General features: G+C 72.4%; 19 protein-coding genes and 1 tRNA gene. 5 read left to right on the top strand and 15 right to left on the bottom strand.

The window, feature by feature from the left end; genetic code table 11:
* Positions 1-248: 248 nt before the first annotated feature.
* A complete protein-coding gene (gene rsmI, locus UK12_RS22430) occupies positions 249-1,094 on the bottom strand; it encodes a 16S rRNA (cytidine(1402)-2'-O)-methyltransferase (RefSeq protein WP_045304886.1) in 846 nt (281 codons plus the stop codon).
* A 170-nt stretch (positions 1,095-1,264) separates the two neighbouring features.
* Between rsmI and UK12_RS22425 the strand changes: the two genes are divergently transcribed.
* Together UK12_RS22425 and UK12_RS22420 are read left to right on the top strand one after the other, a co-directional pair.
* Positions 1,265-3,118 (top strand): dolichyl-phosphate-mannose--protein mannosyltransferase, encoded by a 1,854-nt coding sequence (locus tag UK12_RS22425; protein WP_197085080.1) that lies wholly within the window; start codon positions 1,265-1,267, stop codon positions 3,116-3,118.
* A 115-nt stretch (positions 3,119-3,233) separates the two neighbouring features.
* Positions 3,234-4,913, top strand: a complete 1,680-nt coding sequence (locus UK12_RS22420) for a penicillin-binding transpeptidase domain-containing protein (protein ID WP_045304884.1) — start codon at positions 3,234-3,236, stop codon at positions 4,911-4,913.
* A 12-nt stretch (positions 4,914-4,925) separates the two neighbouring features.
* Here UK12_RS22420 and UK12_RS22415 read toward each other — a convergent pair whose 3' ends face one another.
* From UK12_RS22415 to UK12_RS22400, 4 genes are all read right to left on the bottom strand, one after another.
* Positions 4,926-6,290 (bottom strand): N,N-dimethylformamidase beta subunit family domain-containing protein, encoded by a 1,365-nt coding sequence (locus UK12_RS22415; RefSeq protein ID WP_197085079.1) that lies wholly within the window; start codon positions 6,288-6,290, stop codon positions 4,926-4,928.
* 503 nt (positions 6,291-6,793) lie between these two features.
* A complete protein-coding gene (locus tag UK12_RS22410) occupies positions 6,794-8,275 on the bottom strand; it encodes an amino acid permease (protein ID WP_082119839.1) in 1,482 nt (493 codons plus the stop codon).
* A gap of 323 nt (positions 8,276-8,598) precedes the next feature.
* Positions 8,599-10,119: a penicillin-binding transpeptidase domain-containing protein gene (locus UK12_RS22405; RefSeq protein WP_082119838.1), complete on the bottom strand. Its 1,521-nt coding sequence runs from the start codon at positions 10,117-10,119 to the stop codon at positions 8,599-8,601.
* A 3-nt stretch (positions 10,120-10,122) separates the two neighbouring features.
* Positions 10,123-11,472: an FtsW/RodA/SpoVE family cell cycle protein gene (locus UK12_RS22400; RefSeq protein WP_082119837.1), complete on the bottom strand. Its 1,350-nt coding sequence runs from the start codon at positions 11,470-11,472 to the stop codon at positions 10,123-10,125.
* A gap of 415 nt (positions 11,473-11,887) precedes the next feature.
* On the opposite strand from UK12_RS22400, the gene UK12_RS22395 reads away from it, so the two are divergent.
* The 3 genes from UK12_RS22395 to UK12_RS22385 all read left to right on the top strand — a co-directional run bounded on the left by UK12_RS22395 (position 11,888) and on the right by UK12_RS22385 (position 14,985).
* A complete protein-coding gene (locus UK12_RS22395) occupies positions 11,888-13,198 on the top strand; it encodes a VWA domain-containing protein (protein ID WP_045304891.1) in 1,311 nt (436 codons plus the stop codon).
* Between the two features lie 2 nt (positions 13,199-13,200).
* Positions 13,201-14,091 carry a hypothetical protein gene (locus UK12_RS22390; RefSeq protein ID WP_045304882.1) on the top strand — a complete coding sequence of 297 codons (891 nt, stop codon included), beginning with the start codon at positions 13,201-13,203 and terminating at the stop codon, positions 14,089-14,091.
* Between the two features lie 240 nt (positions 14,092-14,331).
* Positions 14,332-14,985 (top strand): TNT domain-containing protein, encoded by a 654-nt coding sequence (locus UK12_RS22385; protein ID WP_045304881.1) that lies wholly within the window; start codon positions 14,332-14,334, stop codon positions 14,983-14,985.
* 222 nt (positions 14,986-15,207) lie between these two features.
* Here UK12_RS22385 and UK12_RS22380 read toward each other — a convergent pair whose 3' ends face one another.
* From UK12_RS22380 to UK12_RS22335, 10 genes are all read right to left on the bottom strand, one after another.
* Positions 15,208-15,582 (bottom strand): hypothetical protein, encoded by a 375-nt coding sequence (locus tag UK12_RS22380; protein WP_045304880.1) that lies wholly within the window; start codon positions 15,580-15,582, stop codon positions 15,208-15,210.
* Complete coding sequence (locus UK12_RS41535; RefSeq protein ID WP_197085077.1) at positions 15,579-16,238, bottom strand: tetratricopeptide repeat protein; 660 nt, start codon at positions 16,236-16,238, stop codon at positions 15,579-15,581. Before UK12_RS41535 ends, UK12_RS22380 begins: the two co-directional genes overlap by 4 nt.
* Before the next feature lie 601 nt (positions 16,239-16,839).
* Positions 16,840-16,916 (bottom strand) — tRNA-Ala (locus UK12_RS22370).
* Positions 16,917-17,019: 103 nt separating this feature from the next.
* Positions 17,020-18,096 (bottom strand): divisome protein SepX/GlpR, encoded by a 1,077-nt coding sequence (gene sepX, locus UK12_RS22365; RefSeq protein ID WP_045304878.1) that lies wholly within the window; start codon positions 18,094-18,096, stop codon positions 17,020-17,022.
* 152 nt (positions 18,097-18,248) lie between these two features.
* Entirely contained in the window at positions 18,249-18,830 is a 582-nt protein-coding gene (locus UK12_RS22360) for a GNAT family N-acetyltransferase (protein WP_269432039.1), read from the bottom strand.
* Between the two features lie 41 nt (positions 18,831-18,871).
* Complete coding sequence (locus UK12_RS22355; RefSeq protein ID WP_045304876.1) at positions 18,872-19,372, bottom strand: MogA/MoaB family molybdenum cofactor biosynthesis protein; 501 nt, start codon at positions 19,370-19,372, stop codon at positions 18,872-18,874.
* Positions 19,369-19,866 (bottom strand): cyclic pyranopterin monophosphate synthase MoaC, encoded by a 498-nt coding sequence (gene moaC / locus UK12_RS22350; protein ID WP_269432038.1) that lies wholly within the window; start codon positions 19,864-19,866, stop codon positions 19,369-19,371. The genes UK12_RS22355 and moaC overlap by 4 nt, the downstream gene beginning before the upstream one ends.
* Positions 19,867-19,955: 89 nt before the next feature.
* The gene (glp, locus tag UK12_RS22345; RefSeq protein ID WP_045304875.1) at positions 19,956-21,278 is read right to left on the bottom strand and encodes a molybdotransferase-like divisome protein Glp; all 1,323 of its coding nucleotides are present in this window, start codon (positions 21,276-21,278) and stop codon (positions 19,956-19,958) included.
* A gap of 26 nt (positions 21,279-21,304) precedes the next feature.
* Positions 21,305-22,225 (bottom strand): UTP--glucose-1-phosphate uridylyltransferase GalU, encoded by a 921-nt coding sequence (gene galU / locus UK12_RS22340; protein ID WP_045304874.1) that lies wholly within the window; start codon positions 22,223-22,225, stop codon positions 21,305-21,307.
* A 75-nt stretch (positions 22,226-22,300) separates the two neighbouring features.
* Positions 22,301-23,338, bottom strand: coding sequence for a GGDEF domain-containing protein (locus tag UK12_RS22335; protein ID WP_052682068.1), 1,038 nt, complete (start codon positions 23,336-23,338; stop codon positions 22,301-22,303).
* Positions 23,339-23,372 lie beyond the last annotated feature (34 nt).

The raw sequence follows: 23,372 nt of genomic DNA, 5'->3' as shown, positions 1-23,372 counted from the left end.
GCCGTCTCCCAGCGCCCGCCGGACGTCCGTCCGGCTCGGGTCTTTCCTTCTCAGGGAATGCCCGGGACATGCCTTTCGCTACCCGGCTTGCCAAGTCTTGGCGCCGAATTGGAGAGGGCTGTAGAAAGCCCGCCCCCGGCCCACGGGCCGGGGGGCACATCCCGGGGCCTCCCTCCAGGGTAGGACCGGGCAAACCGGTCGGCACGACCATCGTGAGCTGCTGCGTTCGGGTGACCCCGGCCGCCGGCTCAGGCCCCGTGCTTGGCCGCCACCACCGCGTCGAAGACCTCCCGCTTCGGCAGGCCGAGCTCCGCCGCCACGGCCGCGATGGCCTCCTTGCGGCGCTCCCCGGCCTCCTCGCGGACCGCCACCAGCTCGGCCAGCTGCGCCGGGCCGTACTCCTTCGGCGCGGCTGGCGGGGCGCCCGCGACCACCACGGTGATCTCGCCCCGGACCCCGTCCGCCGCCCAGTCCGCCAGCGCGCCCAGCGGGCCGCGCTTGACCTCCTCGTACGTCTTGGTCAGCTCGCGGCAGACCGCCGCCGGGCGGTCCGCGCCGAAGGCGGTGGCCATCGCGGCCAGCGTCTCGGCGATCCGGTGCGGGGCCTCGAAGAAGACCATGGTGCGCGGCTCGGCGGCGACCTCCGCCAGCTGCCTGGACCGGTCGCCGGCCTTGCGGGGCAGAAAGCCCTCGAAGGTGAACCGGTCCACCGGCAGGCCGGACAGCGCCAGCGCGGTCAGCACCGCGGACGGCCCCGGCACCGCGGTCACCTTGATCTCGGCCGCGACGGCGGCGTCCACCAGGCGGTAGCCGGGGTCGGAGACCGAGGGCATCCCGGCGTCGGTCACCAGCAGCACCCGGGCGCCGCCGCGCAGCGCCTCCACCAGCTCGGGCGTCCGGGCCACCTCGTTGCCCTCGAAGTACGAGACCACCCGCCCGACCGGGGTCACCCCCAGCGCCTGCGTCAACCGGCGCAGCCGCCGGGTGTCCTCGGCGGCGATCACATCCGCCGTCGCCAGCTCGGTGAGCAGCCTCGGCGGCGCGTCCGAGACGTCGCCAATGGGTGTCCCTGCGAGAACCAGTACTCCTGTCACTCCCCCATCCTCCCAGCCCGGACCCGCCCGGCCCGCCACCCGGCACCCTGGAGCGCAGGCCGGGGCCCTCGTCCGGCCGCACCGTGCGCAGCGCCGGCCCTCGCCGCCCGCGTCCCGTTCTCCGCCCGGAAACCCTTGTCAGCTCATGCCCCACCCCTACGATGTGGCGGGTGAGCGGCGAGAAGGCACCTGAGACACCCCCGGGCGTGGACCACCCCGAGCAGGGCGGCATCGCCGTGCTGCCCGCGCCCGGCGACGAGCCGCCCGCGGCCGTCCCGGCACCGCGTGCGGCGGCCCCCCTCCGGTCGGTCTGGGAGCGCGGACTGGCGAGGTACGGCTACCGCGCGCCGGTCAGGCCCGAGCCCGCCGAACAGCTGGTCCCGCCGATGCCGGACGGCCCGCGGGTGACACCCCGCCGGGTCCTGCCCGCACCGCGCCTCGCGGCCCGCGGCATCGTCCTGCCCGACCCGCTCTGGTCCTGGCTCTGCCGCTGGTCGGGCTGGCTGGGCCCGGTCGCGGTGGCGCTGTTCGGCGGGGTGCTGCGCTTCTGGGGCCTGGGCCAGCCGAACTCCCTCATCTTCGACGAGACGTACTACGCGAAGGACGCGTACGCGCTCTGGCACGTCGGCTACGAGACCAGCTGGCCGGACGACGCCAACGCGCAGATCGTGGCGCCGCATCCGAGCGTCCCGTTCCGCACCGATCCGGCGTACATCGTGCATCCGCCGGTCGGGAAGTGGCTGATCGGCATCGGCGAGCAGCTGTTCGGGATGCACCCGTTCGGCTGGCGGTTCATGGTGGCGGTGCTCGGGACCGTCTCGATCCTGATGCTCGCCCGGATCGCCCGCCGGCTGTTCCGCTCGACCCTGCTGGGATGCGTCGCGGGCCTGCTGCTGAGCGTCGACGGACTGCACTACGTGATGAGCCGCTCCGCGCTGCTCGACCTGATCGTCATGTTCTGGATGCTGGCCGCGTTCGGCTTCCTGCTGCTGGACCGGGACCGGACCCGGGAGCTGATCGCCCGCCGGCTGGCGGCCGGGCCGGACGGCGCGGAGCGGCTGGGCCTGGGCTGGCGCCCCTACCGGCTGGCGGCGGCCGTCTGCATCGGCCTGACCTGCGCCACCAAGTGGAGCGGCATGTACGTGCTGCTGGCGTTCTGGCTGCTGGGCGCCTGCTGGGACATCGGCGCCCGGCGGCTGGCGGGGGCGCGGCGCTGGCTGCGGCTCGGCCTGTGGGACGCCACGCTGGCGCTGCCGGCGGTCTCGCTGATCGCGGTCGGGGTGTACCTGGCCTCCTGGACCGGCTGGTTCCTCAGCAGCAACGTCCCCGGTCAGGGCGGCTACGGCCGGGACTGGGCGGTGCACCGGGCCGGTCTGTCACCGGAGTTCGTGTTCGGCGTGAAGATGCCGTTCCAGTTCGACCTGACCTGGGTGCCGGACGCGCTGCGCAGCCTGTGGCATTACCACGCGACGATGTACAGCTTCCACGTGAACCTGCACGACCCGCACACCTACCAGTCGAACCCGTGGAGCTGGCTGTTCCTGGGCCGTCCGGTCTCGTACTTCTACGAGTCCCCGAAGTCCGGCCAGTCCGGCTGCACCGCGAACGAGTGCGCCCGCGAGGTGCTGGGCATCGGCACGCCGCTGCTGTGGTGGGCCGGCGTGGCCGCGCTGGCGTACTGCCTGTACCGCTGGGCGCTGCGGCGCGACTGGCGGGCGGGCGCGGTGCTCTGCGGCCTGGCGGCGGGCTACCTGCCCTGGTTCATGTACCAGCAGCGGACCATCTTCCTCTTCTACGCGGTCGCCTTCGTCCCCTTCCTGGTACTGGCGGTGACGATGATGATCGGCGCGCTGATCGGTCCGGCCACCGCCTCGTACGACCGCCGGGTGGTCGGCACCACGGCGGCGGCACTGCTGGTGCTCGCGATCATGTGGAACTTCCTGTACTTCCTCCCGCTGTACACCGGCGAGATGATCCCGATGGACGACTGGCGGTCCAGGATGTGGTTCACCAGCTGGATCTGAGGTCGGGACCTCCAGTACCGAATACGTCACGAGTACGGGGGTCCGACGGGGCTGACCGGGCCGCCCGCCTAGGGTGGCCGGGTCACAGCTGTCGGAACGCGGGGGGAACCGCACCATGAACAAGGGCGTGAAGATCGGCATGGCCGCCGTCTGCACCGGGATGATCTCGGTCGCCGGGTACGGGGTGTACAACATCGCCGGTGCGGTGATGGGCGGGAAGACCGGCCAGTCGGATGCCGGACCGAAGGTCCGCACGGTGGCCACCCAGCCCCCGACCGGACAGCAGGCCGAGGACGGCGCGAAGGCCTTCCTCGCCGCCTGGGCGAAGGGCGACCTGGAGGCCGCGGCCGCGCTGACCGACCGGCCCGACACCGCCGTCGCGACCCTGACGGCCTTCCGGGACAAGGTCAAGCCGGGCTCGATGACGCTGTCCGTCACCGGCCCTGCGGTTGGCGCCGGCGCCCCGTCGCCGGTGCCCTCCGCACCCGCGGCACAGGTCTCGCTGACCTTCAGGGCCACCGTCGAGTTCGCCGGGACCGGAACGGCCTGGAGCTACGACGGCGTGCTCGGCATGGTCAGGATGAGCGACGGCAAGAGCGCCGTGCACTGGACCCCGACCGTGATCCACCCCCATCTGGCCCCGGGGAAGAGCATCTCCGTCCGCCCGCTGCCCGCCTCGGCCTCGTCCGCGCTGGCGGACCGCGACGGCGGGCCGCTCGACGCCTACCCCTCGCTCCAGCCGCTGCTGGCCGAACTGGCCGACCGGGTGCCCTCGGGCGAGGCGGGCACGGCCGGTACCGGCGTGGTGATCACCGACGACAGCGGTCAGGGCACGACGGAGAAGCTCTTCACCGTCACCGAGCCCAAGTCCGCGCAGAAGGCCAAGCTGACCATCGACGGCAAGCTGCAGGCGGCCGCCGAGAAGGCCGTGCAGCAGGCCTCCGACGGTGGCAGCAAGCCGGCCTCGCTGGTGGCCGTCGAGCCCAGCACCGGGAAGATCCTGGCCTTCGCCAACGCCCCGGCCACCGGCCAGAACCGGGCCTTCCTGGGCGCCATCGCCCCCGGCTCCACCATGAAGGTGATCACCGCCACCGCCCTGCTGGAGAACGGGGTCTCCGCCGACGCGACGATGCCCTGCAAGCAGAACCTCTCGGTGAACGGCTTCAACTTCAAGAACGACAACGACGAGTCGGGCGAGGACTGGACCTTCAGCAAGGACTTCGCCCAGTCCTGCAACACCGCCTTCATCCAGCAGGGCACGAGCACCCTCAGGAGCAGCGAACTCCAGGACACCGCACGGCAGTTCTTCGGCATCGGGCCGACCTGGAAGGTCGGCCTCAAGCTGTCCCCGGCCAAGGTACCGGCGCCGGGCAGCTCCACCGAGCGGGCCGCCCAGCTGATCGGCCAGGGCCAGATCACCATGAACTCGCTCACCATGGCCTCGGTCGCCGCCACCGTCGAGAACGGCACCTTCCGCCAGCCGATCCTCATCCCCGGCTACGACCAGGTCCCGGCCGAGCGCAAGCTGTCCTCGGCCACCCTGAAGTCGCTGCGCCAGATGATGCACCTGACCGCCACCAGCGGCACCGCCCGCGAGGCGATGTCCGGGCTCAGCGGGAACACCGGGGCCAAGACCGGCACCGCGCAGGTCGGCGGCCAGTCCTCGGACAACAGCTGGTTCACCGCCTACCGCGACGACCTCGCGGTGGCCGTCGAGGTCGAGGGCGGCGGCCACGGCTCCGAGGCCGCCGCACCGGCCGCCGCCCTGGTGCTCGGCGTCGGCAACGACGGCTGAGCGCCGGACGGGTCAGCCCTTCCCGTACACGGCCTCGACGTTGTCGGCGGCCGGGTGGCTGCGCCCGGCCGGGCCGGCCGCGAAGGCCCGGAGCAGGTTCTCGGTGACCTGCCGGGTCATCGCCCCGGCCGCGGCGTCCATCCCGTGATCGGCCCGGCCGCCGCCGGGGCCGTTGGCGTCCAGCGACTCCACCCAGCGCATCGTCCCGCTGGCGAACACCCCGGCGCCGCTCGGCACCGTGTAGTACGCGGAGTCCGCGAAGCTGCGCCGCCCGTCGCAGACCACCGGCGAGTGGGCCAGGATCTCGATCGGCCGGGGCGTGGGGAAGCCGGTGAGCACCCGGTCGTACTCGACCCCGACCAGGTGCGGGAAGCTGTCGCCCGCCTTGACCCCCGTCCCGGCGAACAGCCAGTGGCCGGGCTCGGTCACCACATAGGGGGCGTCGACCGGGTAGCCGTCGTAGATCACCCCGAGCAGCGAACTCTCCGGATCGGCGCCCGGCTGCTCGCGGAAGTCGGTGGTCGCGGGCTTCCCCGCCCGGTAGCCGGGGTCCTCCTGGTAGGCGGCCTTGTAGCAGACCACCGTACGGTCCGGCCCGAGGCCCGAGGGCTCGAAGCGGACCCGGCGGAAGCAGCAGTTGGCGCCCAGGACCGCCACATTGGTCCCGGCGTCCCGGGCTGAGGTGACATGCTGCCGCTGCTCCGGCGACCAGTACTCGTCATGCCCCAGCGACACCACGGCCGTCGCCCCGTGCAGCAGCGCCGGATCGCGCGCCACGTCCACTCCCGTGGTGTAGGCCAGTGGCAGGCCGAGTTTCTCCGCCAGGGCGATCAGCGGCGCCTCGTACACCAGGAACAGCCCGGCACCGTTGTCGTACAGGTACGGCCGGTCGAAGGTGACCTCCAGCGAACGGGTCGCCAGTCCCCCGGTCGGGCCGTTGTAGAGGCTGTACCCGCCCCACTCGTTGTACGCCTGCCAGGTCGCCGGGGCGTTGACGATCACCGTCCTCCCCGCAGTGACCGCCGACCGGACGGTGACCGGGACGAAGCGCTGCCCCGATCCGTCCTCGGCATCCAGGCGGAGCAGGTAGCTGCCCTCCGGCCAGCCCTCGGTGTCCACCGTGGTGCTCCTGGCCCAGTCGGTACGGACCGTCCTGGTCCGCTGGTCGACCGTCGGATCGGCCTGCCGGCTGCCCGGCAGCCGCTCGGAGCGCCACACCAGCCGGGCCCGCGCACCGCCGTACCAGCCCATCCGGTACGCGGAGACGGTGAACCCCGGCGCGGTGGTCGACACATGCAGCCCGAACTGCTCGCCCGGGAGCACACTCACCCGGTCGGCGAACCCCTCGATCGCCCGCGCGGGACCGGCCTGGGTCACCTTCCAGTCCGCATCACCCGGCCGCTCGTTCTCGGCCCGGCTCCCGGACGGGCCCGGGGCGGGGCCGCCCGCCGCCGACGCCCCGGCGCTCGCGGCACTCGCCGCGGGGGCCGCCCCCGGCGTACCCCCGGGGCCGCAGGCGCTCAACCCGACCGCGGCCCCCGCCGCCAGCCCGAGAAACCGCCGCCGCCCGGTGCCCGACCCCCGCCGCTCGCCCATGCCCGTCTCCCGACTCCGTATCACCGTGGCTCCCCGCTCGGTCCGCACTCCGGGGCCACCGTTACGCATCAAACATCCGCCCGGACGTCAGAGCATCCCCCAGCCGCATCCGGAGTAGCCACCGCCGCTGGGTCCGGCCCTACGGCCCACCGCGCGCCGGGCACCTGCGAGCGGGTCCGCCGCGCGCCGGTCCGGGGCCAGGTCGAACGCCGAGGGGCTGCCGGGGGAATCCCCCGGCAGCCCCTCGGCCCGGTGCGCGGACCGCAGCCTGCGTACGGCCGTGCTCAGCCGCCCGTGCTGAGCTCGCTCTCCGCCCGGTTGAGCTTGGAGTGCTTGACGCTGTAGCCGAAGTAGATGACAGCGGCGATGGCGAGGGCGATCCCGAAGAACAGGAAGGTCAGCGGGTGCAGCCCGTAGATCAGGTAGGCGCAGAAGCCGACGCTGAGCAGCGGGACGACCGGGTAGCCGGGAACCCGGAAGCCGCGCGGCAGGTGCGGCTGGGTGCGGCGCAGGATGATCACGCCGATCGAGACCACCGAGAACGCGACCAGGGTGCCCAGGCTGGTCAGGTCGGTCAGGATGTCGAGCGGGACGAAGGCCGCCAGGGCGGCGACGCCGACACCGACCACCAGGGTGTTCCAGACCGGGGTACCGGTCTTCGGGGAGACCTCGGCGAACTTCTTCGGCAGCATGCCGTCGCGGCCCATCGAGTACAGGATGCGGGTCTGGCCGTAGATCACCACGAGGGTGACGCTGAAGATCGAGATGATCGCACCGAGCGCGAACATCAGGCCCGGCCAGGTCTGGCCGGTGATGTCCTGGAGGATCTGCGCGAGCCCGGCCTCCTGGCCGTCGAACTTCTGCCACGACTGGGCGCCGAGGGCGGCGATGGCGACACCGATGTACAGCAGGGTGACCACGACCAGCGAGATGATGATCGCCAGCGGCAGGGTGCGGCGCGGGTTCTTGACCTCTTCACCCGCCGTGGAGACCGCGTCCAGACCGATGAACGAGAAGAAGATGCTCGACGCGGCCACCTGCACACCGCCGAAGCCGAGCGGCATGAACGGGCTCAGGTTGCCGCTGCGGAAGCCGGTGAGGCCGATCGCGATGAAGAGCACCAGGATCACGATCTTGATGCCGACCATGGTCGCGTTGACCTTGGCCGACTCGCTGACACCGCGGATCAGCAGCAGGACCACCATGGCCACCAGGATCACGGCGGGCAGGTTGAAGTACCCGCCGTCGCCGGGCGGCGCCGCCATCCACTCCGGGATCCGGAAGCCGAAGGCCAGGTCGAAGAACTTGTTCAGGTACTGGCCCCAGCTCACCGCGATGGCGGAGGCCGAGACCCCGTACTCCAGCAGCAGGCAGACGCCGACCCCGAAGGCGACGATCTCGCCGAGCGTCGCGTAGGCGTACGAGTACGAGGAGCCGGAGACCGGGATCGCGGAGGCCATCTCGGCGTAGCAGAGCGCCGTCAGACCGGCCGTGACCGCCGCCAGCACGAAGGACACGATCACCGCGGGGCCGGCCTCGGGGACCGCGCTGCTCAGCACGAAGAAGATGCCGGTGCCGACGGTCGCGCCGATACCGATCGAGGAGAGCTGCCAGAGGCCGATCGAGCGGCGCAGGTGGATCCCGGAGCGGCCGCCCTCCTCGGGTGCCCCGGCAGGGAGGCTGTCGGCCGAACCGCTCTCGGCGATCAGGGTGTCGATCGGCTTCCGTCTGAACAGACGCGCGCTGGTGGTGCTTGGGGTGGTCAACGCGGTGGTTCCTTCTAGGCGGGGGAGGGTGTCCTAGCGACTGCTCCGCAGCTGCTCGTGGGGGGAGCAGACGGACCAACCGAACAAAGATGGGACAGTACCCCGCGAATCCACCAGTAGCGCAAACGGTGAGAGCCGAGGTCCGCCTTGTACGAATCGTCGCATAACCCCTGACAAACCGGACAGAAAGCAGACGGCGCGGCGATCCGTCCGCGTAGTGGTTGGGATCAGGCCGTGCCGGCCGGTATCGGACGCCCGCCAGGGTCATCCCGCTCTCCGGCAGAGTGCGTTCGGCGCCTGACAGCGGTTCGCCTGTCCGCCCGTCAGTGGCCCTGGAGCACCGCCTGCATCACGGACCTGGCGATCGGCGCGGCGAGGCCGCCGCCGGTGACGTCGGTGGCCTCGCTGTCGGCGATCACCACGGCCACCGCGACCGGGGGGACGTCGCGGGAGTCGGCGGGCCTGGCCCAGGAGATGAACCAGGCGTAGGGGGTGCCGGTGTTGTCGACGCCGTGCTGGGCGGTACCGGTCTTGCCGCCGACGACGGCATCGGAGATCCGGGCGTTGCGGCCGGTGCCGTTCTCCACCACGTCGGTCATCAGCTGCTGCACCTGCCCGGCGACGGACGGGGTCATCGCCTTCCGGTAGGTGACGGGCTCCATCACCTGGACCGTGCTGCCGTCGCTCTTCGCCAGTCTGTCCACAAGCTGTGGATACATCACCGTGCCGTTGTTGGCGACGCCCGCCGCGACCATGGCCATCACCAGCGGCGTGGCGGCGGTGTCGTACTGGCCGATCGAGGAGAGCGCGACCTGCGACTGGTTCATCCTGGTGTCGAAGTTGCTGCGCGCGGCCCGCACCGGGATGTCCAGTCTCGGGTCGTTGAAGCCGAAGTTCTCGGCCATCGCCGTCATCTTCTCCAGCCCGGTCCGCACCCCGAGGTATCCCATCACGCTGTTGCAGGAGTACGTCATTGCGGTGTCCAGCGACAGATCCGCGGTGTCACAGGCGCTGGTGTCGTTGACCAGCGGCGTCGTGGTCCCCGGCATGACGTACGGGTACGGGGCGCCGGTCCCCTCCCCGGTGTCGGTGACGACCCCGGCGGAGAGCGCGGCCGCCGCCGTGACCACCTTGAAGGTCGAGCCCGGCGGGTAGATCTGCCGCAGCGCCCGGTTGAGCATCGGCTGGTTGGTGTCGGCCCGGAGCCTGTCCCAGGCGGCCTGGTCGGCGCCCGAGGAGCCGGCGAAGGCGCCGGGGTCGTACGAGGGGGTGCTGACCAGCGCGAGGATCCGGCCGGTGGCGGGTTCGATCGCCGCGACGGCGCCCTTCTGCCCGTTGAGGCCGTCCATGGCGGCCTGCTGGGCGGCCTTGTCGATGGTGGTGTGGACGTCCCCGCCGGGGTTCTGCCTGCGGGCCACCTCGTCCCAGAGCGCCCAGCTCGCCAGACGGTCGTCGGTGCCGGAGAGCAGGTCGTCGTAGACGCCTTCGAGCTGGGTGTTGCCGTAGGTCTGCGAGGAGTAGCCGGTGATCGCCGCGTACCGGGAGCCGTCGGTGTAGGTGCGCTTGTACGCGTACCGGCCGCCGGTCGCCACCGAACCGGTGACCGGCTGGCCGGCCACCAGGATGTTTCCGCGCGGCTGGGAGTACCGCTGGATGGTCGCGCGCTGGTTGGCGGAGTTGTGGTCGAGCGAGTCGGCCTCGAAGACCTGGACCCGGGTGGCCTGGGCGGCGAGCGCGACGATCAGCAGCAGTACGAAGGTACCGGCCCGGCGTCCGGTGGTGGAGATGCCGGGCAGGCCCTGCGGGCCGTTGGCCGACGTCCTGGGGCGTCTGCGGCGGACCATCGGCTACTCCCCCTCCGGCAGCGGCCGGCGGGCGATGTCGCTCATCCGGACCAGCAGCGCGACGATGATCCAGTTGGTCACCACCGAGGAGCCGCCCTGGGCGATGAAGGGCAGCGTCATCCCGGTCAGTGGAATCAGCCCGAGCACCCCGCCGGCCACCACGAAGACCTGCAGACCGACGATGGCGGCCAGGCCGATCGCCAGCAGCCGCCCGAACGGGTCCCTGAGCGCGATCCCGGTCCGGAAGCCGCGCGAGATCAGCAGCGCGTACAGCAGCAACAGCGTGACCAGGCCGACCAGGCCGAGCTCCTCCCCGATGGTCGCCAGGATGAAGTCGGACTTGGCGGCGAAGCCGATCAGGATCGAGTGCCCGAGGCCGAGACCGGTACCCAGCACGCCGCCCCAGGCGAAGGCGAACAGCGACTGGGCGATCTGGTTGGCGCCCTGCCCGGCCGAGATGGAGGCCAGCGGGTCCAGCCAGTCCGTCACCCGGCTGTGCACGTGCGGGGAGAGCCAGCCCACGGTGACCGCCCCGATCGCGGCCAGCACCAGCCCGATCGCGATCCAGCCGGTGCGCGCGGTCGCCACGTACAGCATCACCACGAAGAGGCCGAAGAAGAGCAGCGAGGTACCGAGGTCGGTCTCCAGCACCAGGACGCCCACGAAGGCGGCCCAGATCAGCAGCACCGGGCCGAGCACCCGCCCGCGCGGCAGCTGGAACCTCCAGACCCGGCGCCCGGTCAGCGCCAGCGCGTCCCGGTGCACCGCCAGGTACGCGGCGAAGAAGATCGCCAGCAGGATCTTGGCGAACTCGCCCGGCTGGAAGGAGAGCGGGCCGACGGTGATCCAGATCCGCGAGCCGTACACCGGCGGGAAGAAGATCGGCAGGATCAGCAGCACCAGCGCCACCAGTGCGCCGATGTAGGCGTACCGCTGGAGGATCCTGTGGTCGCGCAGCACCACCACCACGCCGATGAACAGGGCCACCCCGAGGGTGGACCAGAGCAGCTGGGTGGGGGCCGCCTCGCTCTTCGGCGTGGCCCGGTCCAGGCGGTAGATGACGACCAGTCCGACACCGTTGAGCAGGACCGCGATCGGCAGCAGCAGCGGGTCCGCGTATCCGGCCTTCCAGCGGATCACCCCGTGCGCGGCCAGCGCGAGCACCCCCAGCGCGACCCCGTACCCGACCGCGCCCGACGGCACCCTGCCGTCGATGTCGACGCCGACCTCGACATAGCCGAAGACGGCGATCAGCACGGCACCGAGCACCAGGACGAGTTCGGTGTTGCGACGGCTCTTGACCGGGCGGCCCTCCGGGGCGCCGGCCCTGGCCACGGCGGAGGGTGAGGCCACGGGCCCTCCTGTCTGCTCGGCGGTACAGGCGGGGGTGGACGGGCCGACTCTCCCGTCCACCCCCGAGGGTGCTGCGTGTCCGGCTCAGGCGCCAGACCCCGCCCGTGCGGCCTGGGCGATCGCGAACAGCTCGCTCACGGAGGTGTCCTTCCACCCGGCCGGCTTCACACCGTCTCCCGCGGACGGACATGTCCCGGCACACGGGTCCGGTTCCCCCGACCCTAACCAGGATTTGCCATATTTATGGCTGTTGGTAGCGGTGTGTCCGATATTGCAGGGCGCCCGGTTCCGCCTGACGCGACCTCACCGCAGGCGCCCCGAGGCGCTCCGCCCTTCTCCGGCAGGGAAGTTCAAGCACCGGGAGGGCATTGGTCTTTCGCAACTGATGATCCATAGGATGCGGCCCGTGACGACCATGAGACGACGATTGCCGGTCAGGCGGCCGCTGGGCCTGCTGGCCGCGCTGGCGATATCCGCCGGCGCCCTGCTCAGCGGGCTGCCCGCGCAGGCCGACGAGACCACCCCCACCAGCTCCGAGGCACCGAGGGTCGACCTGGTCCTCGACGTCAGCGGCTCGATGCGGACCGCCGACATCCAGGGCAAGAGCCGGATCTCGGTCGCCCAGCAGTCCATCGACGAGGTGATCGACGCACTGCCGGCCGAGACCGACTTCGGCATCCGGACGCTCGGCGCGACCTACCCCGGCAACGAGCAGGCCATGGGCTGCAAGGACAGCCAGCAGCTCTTCCCGATCGGCAAGACCAACAAGGTCGAGGCGAAGACCGCCGTGGCCACCCTGCGCCCCACCGGCTGGACCCCGATCGGACTCGCGCTGCGCGAGGCCGCCAAGGACCTCGGCACCGGCCGGACCACCCGCCGGGTGGTGCTGATCACCGACGGTGAGGACACCTGCGCCCCGCCGGACCCCTGCGACGTGGCCCGCGAGCTCGCCGCCCAGGGCACCCACCTGGTGGTGGACACCCTGGGTCTGGCCCACGACGACAAGACCCGCCAGCAGCTGCTCTGCATCGCCAACGCGACCGGCGGCACCTACACCGACGTCCGCACCCAGGAGCAGCTGACCGGCAAGGTCAAGCAGCTGGTCGGCCGCGCCGGGGACACCTACAAGGTGACGCCCGCCCAGACCACCGGCACCGACAAGTGCGAGACCGCACCGCTGCTGACCCCGGGCGTCTACAGCGACCGGGAGAAGTTCTCCGAGCACCGCGTCTACCGGGTGCCGGTCAAGCCGGGCCAGGAACTGCGCGCCTCGGTCAGCGTCGCGATGGACCGGGCGGTGGCCCGCGACTACGGCGTGCTGCTGCAGGCCACCGACCAGGCGGGACAGGAACTGGTCCGCGGCACGGACGCGGGCAGCGGCCGTACCGACGTCGCCTCGACCGGCGTGCGCTGGTCCGCCTCCGGCACCTCGGCCACCCCGACGGCCACCGCGACCGGTTCCGGCGCTGCCACGGCCGAGGGCAGGACGGTCTGCCTGATCATCAGCAACTCCTTCGCCCCGCAGCCGGGGGCGGCCGCCGACCCCGGGCTGCCGCTGGAGCTGACCGTGGACGTGGCCGCCGCCTCCCCAGCCCCCGACGGCCCGGCCGCCGGGCTCGGCCGGGGCTGGGTGCTGCTGCTGGTGCTCACCGGCGCCGGACTGCTGACCGGCCTGGTGTTCGGCTGGGTGGCACGCTGGCGAATCGCTGTCTGGCGGGAGAACTGACGATGCGTACGAGACTCACCACGGCAACGCTCCGCCTCACCGCGGGCGCGCTGCTCGCGCTCGGACTGCTGCCCGCGCTGGCCCCGGCCGCATCGGCCGCGCCCCCGGCGAGCCCGTCCGGCAAGAGCCAGGCCCCCGCGACCACCGCAGGCACCTCCTTCCTGACCGCGACCACGCTGGCGGCCGGGCAGGAGGCCGAGGTGGCGGCGTCCACCGGTGACTACCTCTACTGGGCCTTCCCGGCCTCCGAGGGGCAGACCGACACCGTGCAGGTGACCGTCACCCTGCCGCCCAGCATGGACCGGCACGCCCCGCAGACCTGGACGGTGGAGCTCTTCGACGGGCTGCGCCGCCGCCAGTCCTGCACCGCCGGGCCGCAGAGCGCGACGGCGGCCGCCAACGCCCCCTCGCTCGCGGTCGGGTGCACGCTGCGCCAGATCCGGTCCTGGGCCGAGCCCTGGTCGGGCGACCCGCTGCCGGGGACGTACTACATCCGGCTCACCACCAGTGACGTGGACCAGCAGGACCTCGGGCTGGCGGCCCAGGTCAAGCTGCACATCACCAGCAAGGGCGGCCCGAACGACGCCCAGCCCGAGGGCGGTGAGCTGAAGGCTCCGCTGGTACCGCCGGTCAACGCGGGGTCGGCCGCCCCCGGCGCGTCCGCCGCGCCGACCGCCACCGCGACGGACGGCGGCCCGGCCGCCACGCGGGCCGCCGCACCGGTCGCGCAAAAGACGCACTGGTACTCGGACCTGTTCTCCGGCTGGAACACCCGGTGGTTCTGGACCCTCGGCGGCGGCGCCCTGGCCGCCCTGGCCGGTGTGGCGGGCTACACCCTGACCCGCCACCCGCACGGCCGACGGCCCACCCAGCACCACGGTCCGCAGCACTGACCCGGACTGTCCCCTCGGCGGGCCCGGAGCCTCAGCAACGGCTCCGGGCCCGCCGCGCTCTCCACCACCCTCCGAGCGCAGGGTGCGGGCGGTTGGCCGAAATCCGGTCCTCCGCTTCGGTTTCTGCGATCGATCAATTGACGGACAGTCATCCGATCGGATTGCCTATGCGACGACCCGGGCACGGAGGGTGACAGCTCTTACCTCCGGGCCGCCTCGCCCTCCTCTCACGGAGACCACGTGCGCCTTCGCCTGTTCCTCGCACCGATCATCGCCGCCGCCGCACTCCTCGCCCCCGCCGTACCGGCCTCGGCCGCCACGGCCGCCGCCGGCGCCGCGAACGAGTGCTCCGCCGACTTCCACGGCGGCGACCCCCGCCTCGGCCCGCAGGACCTGCCCAGGAGGGGCGCGGTCGGCCGCGAGCTGATCGGCTACCGGCGCACCGGCGGCCTGACCGAGGAGAAGTTCCTCGCCGCCTACTACAGCCCCACCGCCAACTCCGGCTCCCCGGGCTGGGCGTACCCGCCGTCCGACGGCTACGTGGTCCGCCCCGACGGCACCCCGGTCGAGTTCACCGTCCGCCTCTTCCCCGGTCAGGACATCGACCGCTACGGCAGCGAGTACGGCAGTTTCCTCGCCCCCGAGGGCATCCCCTACGCCGCCCGCTCCATCCCGCCGCAGAGCCTCGACGGCAGCCCCGCCGCCGGCTGCAACTACCGCGACTACCGCGTCCTCAAGCCGTTCACCGTCCACGCCGGCCCGATCGCCCCGTGGTTCGGCCAGCCCGGCTACGGCCTCCAGTACCAGCTCGACGGCACCCTCGTCCCCAGCGCCCCGACCCGCCTGAACGTCCTGTGGCTGGTCGACAACGGCTACCTGGCCCGCCTGAACTGACCCCGACAGCCGGACATCCGGCCCTGAAGCCCACCCGGGTCTTCAGGGCCGCCCCTTCGAGCCCCGTCCGTGATCCGGATCAACCGCCGCACATCCTCGCCTTCCACCCCCCGGGGGCGTGAAGTCGCAGTCCGGTAGTGGCCGATTCGGGGTAGGCCGCCACTCCCTGCGTCCGCCTGTCCCCGGGCTGTGTATCGGTGATCCCGACCCGGTGTCGGGCCGTCACGCCGCCAGGCGGCGGCGGAGGGACCGGGCGGCGCGGGCGACGGAACGGGCACGGAGCAGGTGACCCTCCTTGCGCAGGTACCACGCCAGCCAGGTCAACGAGTCGGCGAGACCGGCGAGTCGACTCCTCGGATGCGGCGCGGAGAGCCGGGCGACCAGCCGCAGCGTCTCGTCGGCAAGCGCCGGGACCTCGGAGCGGTGGTCGAGCCGGGCGAGACGGAGGGTGAGGTTGCTGGTGGCGTGCGTGAGGCCGGAGAGGTGGTCCGGGTCGACCGGAGGCGTTCCGCGGAACAGGGCGACGGCCTCGCGGCTGGCGGTGAGTGCGTCCCCATGCCGGTCGGTGTCGGCGTAGCGGATGCTGAGGTTGTTCAAGGCCCGGGCCAGTTCCAGCAGTTGGGCGTCCTCCCGCCGGGCGGCCCAGGTCCGGTAGTGCGCGACGGATCCTCGGCGGCCCGGACGGCGTCGCGGTGGCGGCCGAGCGAGGCCAGCCGGGTGGCCAGGCTGTCGAGCGAGTTCGCCAGCAGCAGGCGGACGGTGCCGGGATCGGTGCCCGGCCGGGCAGCGACGGCGAGTTGCCGGCGGTAGGTGGCGATGGCCTCGGCCACGGGGGCGAGCGCCTCGGCGGGCCGACCGAGCCAGGCCAGGACCAGTCCGAGGTCGTTGCGGAAGACAGCGAGCCGGAGTTCCATCGGCGAGTCGCCCGCCGGGAGGCCCTGGGCCCGCTCCACGGCGGCGCGCAGCAGCGGCAGGGCGCCCTGGAGGTCGCCCGCGTGGGCGAGCCGCATGCCCCGGCGGGCGAGCTCCTCGGCCGCTTCGAGGCCGTCCGGGCGTGGTGCGTCGTGATCGGTCCCCCTGGTCCGGATGCCGGTCGGCTCCAGTCTGCCGGAGACCGAAGGCGGCGCGGCTCTGGTCGCGATCGGCCTGCCAGAGCTCCTGCGGCTCCTGTTGGTCGTGCCGTGGTGGCGCGACTGCCGGGCATTCACCGTCCAGGAGAGCAGCGAGCTGGCTGCCGAATACCTGGAGGACATGCCTGATCTGGCAGTACGGCGGGACCGCGCGGCCATCGCTCTCGGCCTCGACCTCCCCAGTGAGACGGACGTGCTGACCCGCCTGCGTGAGGTGGCCACGGAGGTGGGCAAGAGTCCGCGTACAGAACCGGGCGTTCCTCGCCACCCTCACCGCAGAAGAAGTAGGTACCCCCGCCACCGTCTCCCGCAAAGCCCTCCAATGCCGCGCCCGACGCGAGGTGCACCTCCTCGACGTGGTCGCCTCGGTCCAGCTCGAAGTCGCCCGGCTCGGCCAGGAAATCGGCAGCGTCCACCTGCTCGCGGATGGTGTTGATCAGCGATCGCATGCGCCGCACCCTAACGGCCGGCTCCGACGGTCGGGACCTCGCGATGCCTACACCCGTTCCACCCACCGCCAACGGGCTCCCCACACCGGCCACCTGACGCGCAGTTCCCCAGCCCCCGGCCGCCGTTCGCCCACAACGGCGGCCCGGCAAGCGTCACGCGCCACCGAGCCACGAACCGCACCCGCGAAGGGCCTCCGATTTCACACGGCGCCCCGAACCGGCCCGCACAACGCAAGAGTCCCGCCCGATCTTTCGATCGGGCGGGACTCTGTTGGTGGTGGAGCTGAGGGGATTCGAACCCCTGACCCCCTCGATGCGAACGAGGTGCGCTACCGGACTGCGCCACAGCCCCAACGAGAAAGAACTCTAGCACCTTTTGGAGGGGGCTCGTGACCACCCCCCTGACAGCCGAGTGCCCCGCCGCAGGGCGCTGACCGGCGGCGGGGCGGGGTGGCTCATTCGTTGGCGGCTCGGGGGCGGGCCAGGTAGTCCTCGTCGGGCAGGGGCGGCGGGGCGGCCTCCGCGTACTGGTCGAAGAGGGGCGTCCTGCGGGGTTCGGCGGTGCGGCCGGAGTCCCAGGTGTCGCGGGCGTTGAGGTCGAGCCCGCGGGTGACCCTGGGGGCAACCGGGGCGGTGACGTAGGTCGGCAGCGGGACCGGGACCGGCTCCCAGGACTCGGGACCGGCGGCGCCGTTCTCCCGCATGCCGTCCACCCACTCCTCGTGGTCGGTCGCCTCCGCCACGGCCTCGGCCGAGTTCTCCGCCGGTTCGCGGCGGCCACCCGGGTCGGCGGCCAGGCGCAGGTACGGACGCTCGGGGTCGGCGGCGTGCTCCGCCGAGCGCTCCGCGGACGGCGCGGCCGCCCGCTCGGTGGCCCGCTCGCCCGGCCGCGCGGTGTCGTCCAGGACGGCCTCGGGGTCGCCCGTACGGGCCCGCTCCCGCTCGCGGAGGCGCTCGGCGGCCTGGGCGGCGCGGGCGCGGTCCAGCTTGACCTCGTACCGCTGGCGCTCCAGCCGCCTGAGGTGGCCGATGTAGAGGGTGAGGAAGACTGCCGGGATGCCCGGGACCCAGAGGAAGGCCACGCCCGCCACTGCGGCGATCACCGCGCCCGCCGCGAAGGCGAGGAAGAGTGTGGTGACCATCCGCCGGCGCCGCGCCAGCAGCCGGGCCCGCCGCTCGGCGGGACGCCCCTGCGCGGCCCGGTGCGGTGGGCCCTGGGGAGCCGCGTCCGCGTCGCCCCGGTCGGCGGACTCGGCCCGCTCTCCGGCTCCGTCGGACGCCGAAGCCGGATCCGAGGGGGCCGTGCCCGTGTCGGGACCCGGCTCCGAAGCCGGACTGTCGTCATCGTCACCGAGGGACCGGGCCACCCGCCGCTCCAGGGCCGAACGGCCGGCCAGCAAGCGGATCGCGGTACTGAAGCGTTCCGTCGGACGAGCCTCGTTGAGCTCGTCCTGCCTGCGGAGCCACATCGGCACCAGATAGGCAGCCCAGGCCCCTACGATGACCGCGTAGATAAGGCCGCTACTGCTCACCTTTCACACGGTACGGGGGTCGGGGAAGGCCCGGCAGCAATTTGGCACGGCGTGTCGTGTGATCAAGCTGATTCTCCGACTATTTTGCCGGTATTTGTGACCACTCGCGGGGGTGGCGATGCCATATCGATATCATGTTATCGAACATATATTCAATTACCGTACTGACCTCGGACGGTGACTGCACGCCAGCGGGCCAGCATGCCCTCTGGAACCTCCTCGGCGGTCAGCGCATAGACCAGGTGGTCCCGCCAGTCCCCGTCGATGTGGAGATATCGTGGACGCATTCCCTCCGAGCGGAAGCCGAGCTTTTCCACCACCCGGCGACTCGGCCCGTTCTCCGGCCGGATGCAGACCTCGATCCGGTGCAGGCCGAGAACCGCGAAGCAATAGTCCACGGAAAGCGCGACAGCGGTCGGCATGATCCCCCGGCCGGCCACCGCCTCGTCGACCCAGTAGCCGACATTGGCCGAGCACATCGAGCCCCAGGTGATCCCGCCGACCGTGAGCTGGCCGACCAGCTCGCCGCGGTACAGCACCACGAAGGGCAGGATCCGCCCGGCCGCCGCCTCGCCGCGCAGGTAGCGGACCATCTGCCGGTACGTCGGACGCGGTCCGGAGGCCCGGCCGGGCTGCGCGGGCGGCACGGTGGCCTCCCAGCGGCGCAGCCAGTCCCGGTTCCGTCGGCTGACCTCCTGCCAGGCCCGCTGGTCACGGGCCCGGATCGGGCGCAGCGTGACGTCCCCCTCGTGGAGCTCGACCTGCCAGCCGCCGTTCAGTTCCCGTCTCCCTCGCCTGCGGCGGGCCGGGGATGGTCGCCTCCGCCGAGCTGGTCCACCGCGTGGGCGAGCAGCGGTCCCAGGACGGCCAGCCCGTCCTTGACGCCTCCGGTGGAGCCGGGCAGGTTGACGATCAGGGTGCGTCCGGCCAGGCCGGCCAGGCCCCGGGAGAGCGCCGAGGTGGGCACCTTCTCGCGCCCGTACGCCCGGATCGACTCGGCGATGCCGGGGATCTGGCGGTCGATCACCCGTGCGGTCATCTCGGGGGTGAGGTCCATCGGCGAGATCCCGGTGCCGCCGGTGGTGAGCACGACGTCGTACCCGGCGGCGACGGCCTCGCGCAGGGCGGCCTCGACCGGTTCGCCGTCCGGGACCACGCGCGGCCCGTCCGCCTCGAAGCCCATCCGCCGCAGACCGGCGACCAGCAGCGGGCCGCCCTTGTCCTGGTAGACCCCGGCCGAGGCGCGGTTGGAGACGGTGACAGCCAGTGCCCTCATCGCGAGACCTCCGGCGCGTGCCAGTCGCCGCTCTTGCCGCCGGTCTTGCTGAGCACCCGGACGTCCTCGATCGAAGCGCCCTTGTCGACCGCCTTGACCATGTCGATCACGGTGAGGCCGGCGACGGCGACCGCGGTGAGGGCCTCCATCTCGACGCCCGTGCGGTCGGCGGTCTTCACCGTGGCGGTGATCTCGACGGCCTCGTCGGTGACGGTCAGGTCGACCTTGACGCCGGAGATGGCGATCGGGTGGCAGAGCGGGACGAGGTCGGGGGTCCGCTTGGCACCCATGATCCCGGCGATCCGCGCGACGGCGAGGGCGTCGCCCTTGGGGACGCCCTCGCCGCGCAGCAGTTCGATCACGCGCGGGGCCACCCGCACCCGTCCGGCGGCCACGGCCGTCCGTACGGTGGTCGCCTTCTCGGAGACGTCGACCATGCGGGCGGCGCCGGTGTCATCGACGTGCGTCAGACGGTCGCCGGAGGGTGCGGTCACGGGGAAACTCCATGGGTACGGCCAGGGTGCGCGGCGCGAACACCGTGCTGCGGGTACGAATACCGCGCTACCGTACCTCCCCGCCCTGCTCAGTCCGTGAGAAGGACCACATCCACGGTGCTGCCGGGGGCCAGCGAGGTGGTCTCCTCCGGAACGGTGATCAGGCAGTTGGCCCTGGCGAGCGCACCGACCAGGTGCGAGCCCTCGCCGCCGACCGGGCGCACCTCGCCGTCCGCGTACCAGCCGCGCAGGAACTGCCGCCGCCCTGCCGGGGAGCGCAGTTCGGCCGGGCAGACGGCCCGGACGACCGGGCGGTGGACGTCGGTGGCACCGAGCATGGTGCGGATGACCGGGCGGACGAAGAGCTCGAAGGAGATGTACGAGCTGACCGGGTTGCCGGGCAGCGCCAGCAGCGGCACACCCGCCCCCGCGCCGATCCGGCCGAAGCCCTGCGGCTTGCCCGGCTGCATCCGCAGCCGGCGGAAGTCGACACCGGCGGCCGCACCGCCCTCGACCGACTGGAGGGCCTCCTTGACCACGTCGTACGCGCCGACGCTGACACCACCGCTGGTGACGATCAGATCGGCCCGGCCCAACTGGTCCTCCAGGACGGCCCGCAGGGTCGCCGCGTCGTCCGGGACGCCGCCGACCCGGTAGGCGATGGCGCCCGCGTCCCGGGCGGCGGCGGTGAGGGTGAAGCTGTTGGAGTCGGAGATCTGCCCGGGGCCCACCGGCTCGCCGGGCTGGACCAGTTCGCTGCCGGTGGAGAGCACCACCACGCGCGGCCGGGGCCGGACCCGGACCATGCCCCGGCCGATGGCGGCCAACAGGCCGAGCTGGGTCGGGCCGAGCACGGTCCCGGCCGGGAGCACGTGGTCGCCCGTGGCGATGTCGCTGCCGCGGCGGCGGATGTACGCGCCCTCGCCGACCGGGCGCAGGACGCGTACCTCCTCGTTCTCGACCGGGGCTCCCATGCTGTCGGCGGCCTGTCCGGTGCCGGTGCCGCCGTCGGTCCACTCGACCGGGGCGACGGCTTCGGCGCCGGGCGGCATCGGGGCACCGGTCATGATCCGGGCGGCCTGCCCGGGGCCGACCTTGGGCAGTTCGCCCGCGCCGGCCGCGATGTCGCCGACCACGGTGAGCACCGAGGGGTACTGCTCGGTGGCGCCGGCGGTGTCGGCGGTGCGCAGCGCGTAGCCGTCCATCGAGCTGTTGTCGAAGGGCGGCAGGTCGGTGGCGGCGACGACGTCCTCGGCGAGGGTGCAGCCCTGGGCGTCGAGCAGTTGGAGTTCGATCGCCGGGAGCGGGGCGATCTCCCCGAGGACGTCGGCGAGGTGCTCGTCGACCGTCCACATCCGCGGCGCGGCCGGGACCGGAGTCTCTCCGCAGCAGGGGTCGTTCGTCCCGGTCATCGCCTCACGCTCGCCTTCTTCGCAGCTCAGTCCTGCATCTCGGTGGCCACGAACTCCCTGAGCCAGGAACGGAACTCCGACCCCAGGTCCTCGCGCTCACACGCAAGTCGGACGATAGCGCGAAGGTAGTCCGCGCGGTCGCCCGTGTCATAACGGCGGCCCTTGAAGATCACACCGTGGACCGGGCCGCCGGTGGACTCGTCCCGCTGGGCCAGCTCGCGCAGCGCGTCGGTCAGCTGGATCTCGCCGCCCCGGCCGGGCCTGGTCTCGCGCAGCACGTCGAAGATCGTCGGGTCGAGGATGTAGCGGCCGATCACCGCGTAGTTCGACGGCGCGTCAGCGGTCTCCGGCTTCTCCACCAGGTCGGTGACCCGGAAGACGTCGTCGCCGAAGCCGTTGGGCTTCACGGCGGCACAGCCGTAGAGGTGGATCTGCGAGGGGTCGACCTCCATCAGCGCGACCACCGAGCCGCCGAGCTCCTGCTGCACCTGGATCATCCGGGAGAGCAGCGGGTCGCGCGGATCGATCAGGTCGTCACCGAGCAGGACGGCGAACGGCTGGCCCGCGACGTGCTGTTCGGCGACCGAGACGGCGTGGCCGAGGCCCTTGGGGTCGCCCTGCCGGACGTAGTGCATGTTGGCGAGCCGGGCGGACTCCTGGACGCGCTTGAGCTTGTCCCGGTCACCCTTGCGTGCGAGCAGCTCCTCCAGCTCGTACGCCCGGTCGAAGTGGTCCTCCAGCGCCCGCTTGTTGCGCCCGGTGACCATCAGTATGTCGGAGAGCCCCGCGGCGGCGGCCTCTTCGACGACGTACTGGATGGCCGGCTTGTCGACGACCGGCAGCATCTCCTTCGGCGTCGCCTTGGTGGCCGGCAGGAAGCGGGTCCCCAACCCTGCGGCAGGAACAACCGCCTTGGTGACGGGCATTCGGGGGTGCATCTTCGTCATGGCGTCGACCTTACTAAGGCATGGTTCCGCTGAGCTGAGATCTGGGTTAACCAATCGTGAAACCCAGGTTCGCCTTCAGATCCCATCGTGAGCGGCGGCCACAGCGGCAGTGGTGTGGGCAGCACCGACGGAGGCGAGAGGAGCCGCCTCTCCGGTGCAGGGCGCCAGATTACCGGTGTTTTCCATGCTTTTGGGCCTAATGTTCCGAACTTCCGCTCCATCCTGGGATACGGCGGTTATGGGGGTCGGTTCGATACCATCGCTGTTGCCGATGAGGACAGTTGGGTGCGAGTGGTGTACGTGGCTCGTCGGATGCGCGGGCTCCACGGGCCTTGTGTGACTGACGGGGCTCTCGCTGCCTGTGGGGTTGGTGTGGTCGGTGCGGTCACCGTGATCGGTGGGGTCGGCCGTACGCCAGCAGTCGCCGCCGTCGGCGCGGGCGCGGGCCAGCGCCCGGTCCGCGGCGCGCAGCAGCACGGCGGCGTGCGCCCCGTCGGCGGGCAGCACCGCGACACCGATCGCGGCGGTCAGACCGTTGCCGCCGACCGGTCGGCGCGGCTCCGGGCCTGCGGGCGACCAGTCCAGCAGCCGGTGTCTGCGCACCGACCAGCACAGCCGCTCGGCGACGTGCGCCGCGCCGTCCGCCCCGGTGTCCGGCAGGACGACCAGGAACTCCTCACCGCCGTACCGGCCGAGGGTGTCCGAACGGCGGATCTCCACGCTCAGCCGCTGCGCCAGGTCCCGCAGCACGGCGTTGGCCCGGCGCCGCCCGTGCTCGGCCACCACCGCCTCGAAACCCGTGATCTCCATCATCAGCAGCGCCAGCCGGCGCGGGCGCTCGCCCGGCTCGGCCCGGCGGGAGCGCTCCACCTCCCGGTCCAGGGTGAGTTGGAGGTGGCGGTAGTTCCAGACACCGGTCTGCGGGTCGCAGGAGGCGGTCCGGCGGAGCACGTCGCACTCGGCCTCCAGCTCGGCGATCCGCTGCCCCAGAGCCGACTCCCGCTCGGCGGCGGCCGCCGTGGACCGGCGCAGCCGCAGACCGGACAGCACGGCCGTGGCCAGCCCGGTGGCGCTCAGCCCGGCCAGGGCGGCGGCCAGCAGCTGGGTGGACATCCATCGCCTTCCGCATGTCAGGCTCTGAACGCCG

The sequence above is a fragment of the Saccharothrix sp. ST-888 genome (assembly GCF_000955975.1).
Lineage (GTDB): Bacteria > Actinomycetota > Actinomycetes > Streptomycetales > Streptomycetaceae > Kitasatospora.
This window is presented reverse-complemented; position numbering and strand designations above follow the sequence as displayed.

Excerpts from the sequence above, each read along its gene's own strand:
- UK12_RS22420 (WP_045304884.1), top strand. The coding sequence starts at position 3,234 with ATGAACAAGGGCGTGAAGATCGGCATGGCCGCCGTCTGCACCGGGATG.
- UK12_RS22405 (WP_082119838.1), bottom strand. The coding sequence starts at position 10,119 with ATGGTCCGCCGCAGACGCCCCAGGACGTCGGCCAACGGCCCGCAGGGC.
- UK12_RS22395 (WP_045304891.1), top strand. The coding sequence starts at position 11,888 with ATGAGACGACGATTGCCGGTCAGGCGGCCGCTGGGCCTGCTGGCCGCG.
- UK12_RS22390 (WP_045304882.1), top strand. The coding sequence starts at position 13,201 with ATGCGTACGAGACTCACCACGGCAACGCTCCGCCTCACCGCGGGCGCG.
- UK12_RS41535 (WP_197085077.1), bottom strand. The coding sequence starts at position 16,238 with ATGTCCTCCAGGTATTCGGCAGCCAGCTCGCTGCTCTCCTGGACGGTG.
- UK12_RS22355 (WP_045304876.1), bottom strand. The coding sequence starts at position 19,372 with ATGAGGGCACTGGCTGTCACCGTCTCCAACCGCGCCTCGGCCGGGGTC.
- glp (WP_045304875.1), bottom strand. The coding sequence starts at position 21,278 with ATGACCGGGACGAACGACCCCTGCTGCGGAGAGACTCCGGTCCCGGCC.
- galU (WP_045304874.1), bottom strand. The coding sequence starts at position 22,225 with ATGACGAAGATGCACCCCCGAATGCCCGTCACCAAGGCGGTTGTTCCT.
- UK12_RS22335 (WP_052682068.1), bottom strand. The coding sequence starts at position 23,338 with ATGTCCACCCAGCTGCTGGCCGCCGCCCTGGCCGGGCTGAGCGCCACC.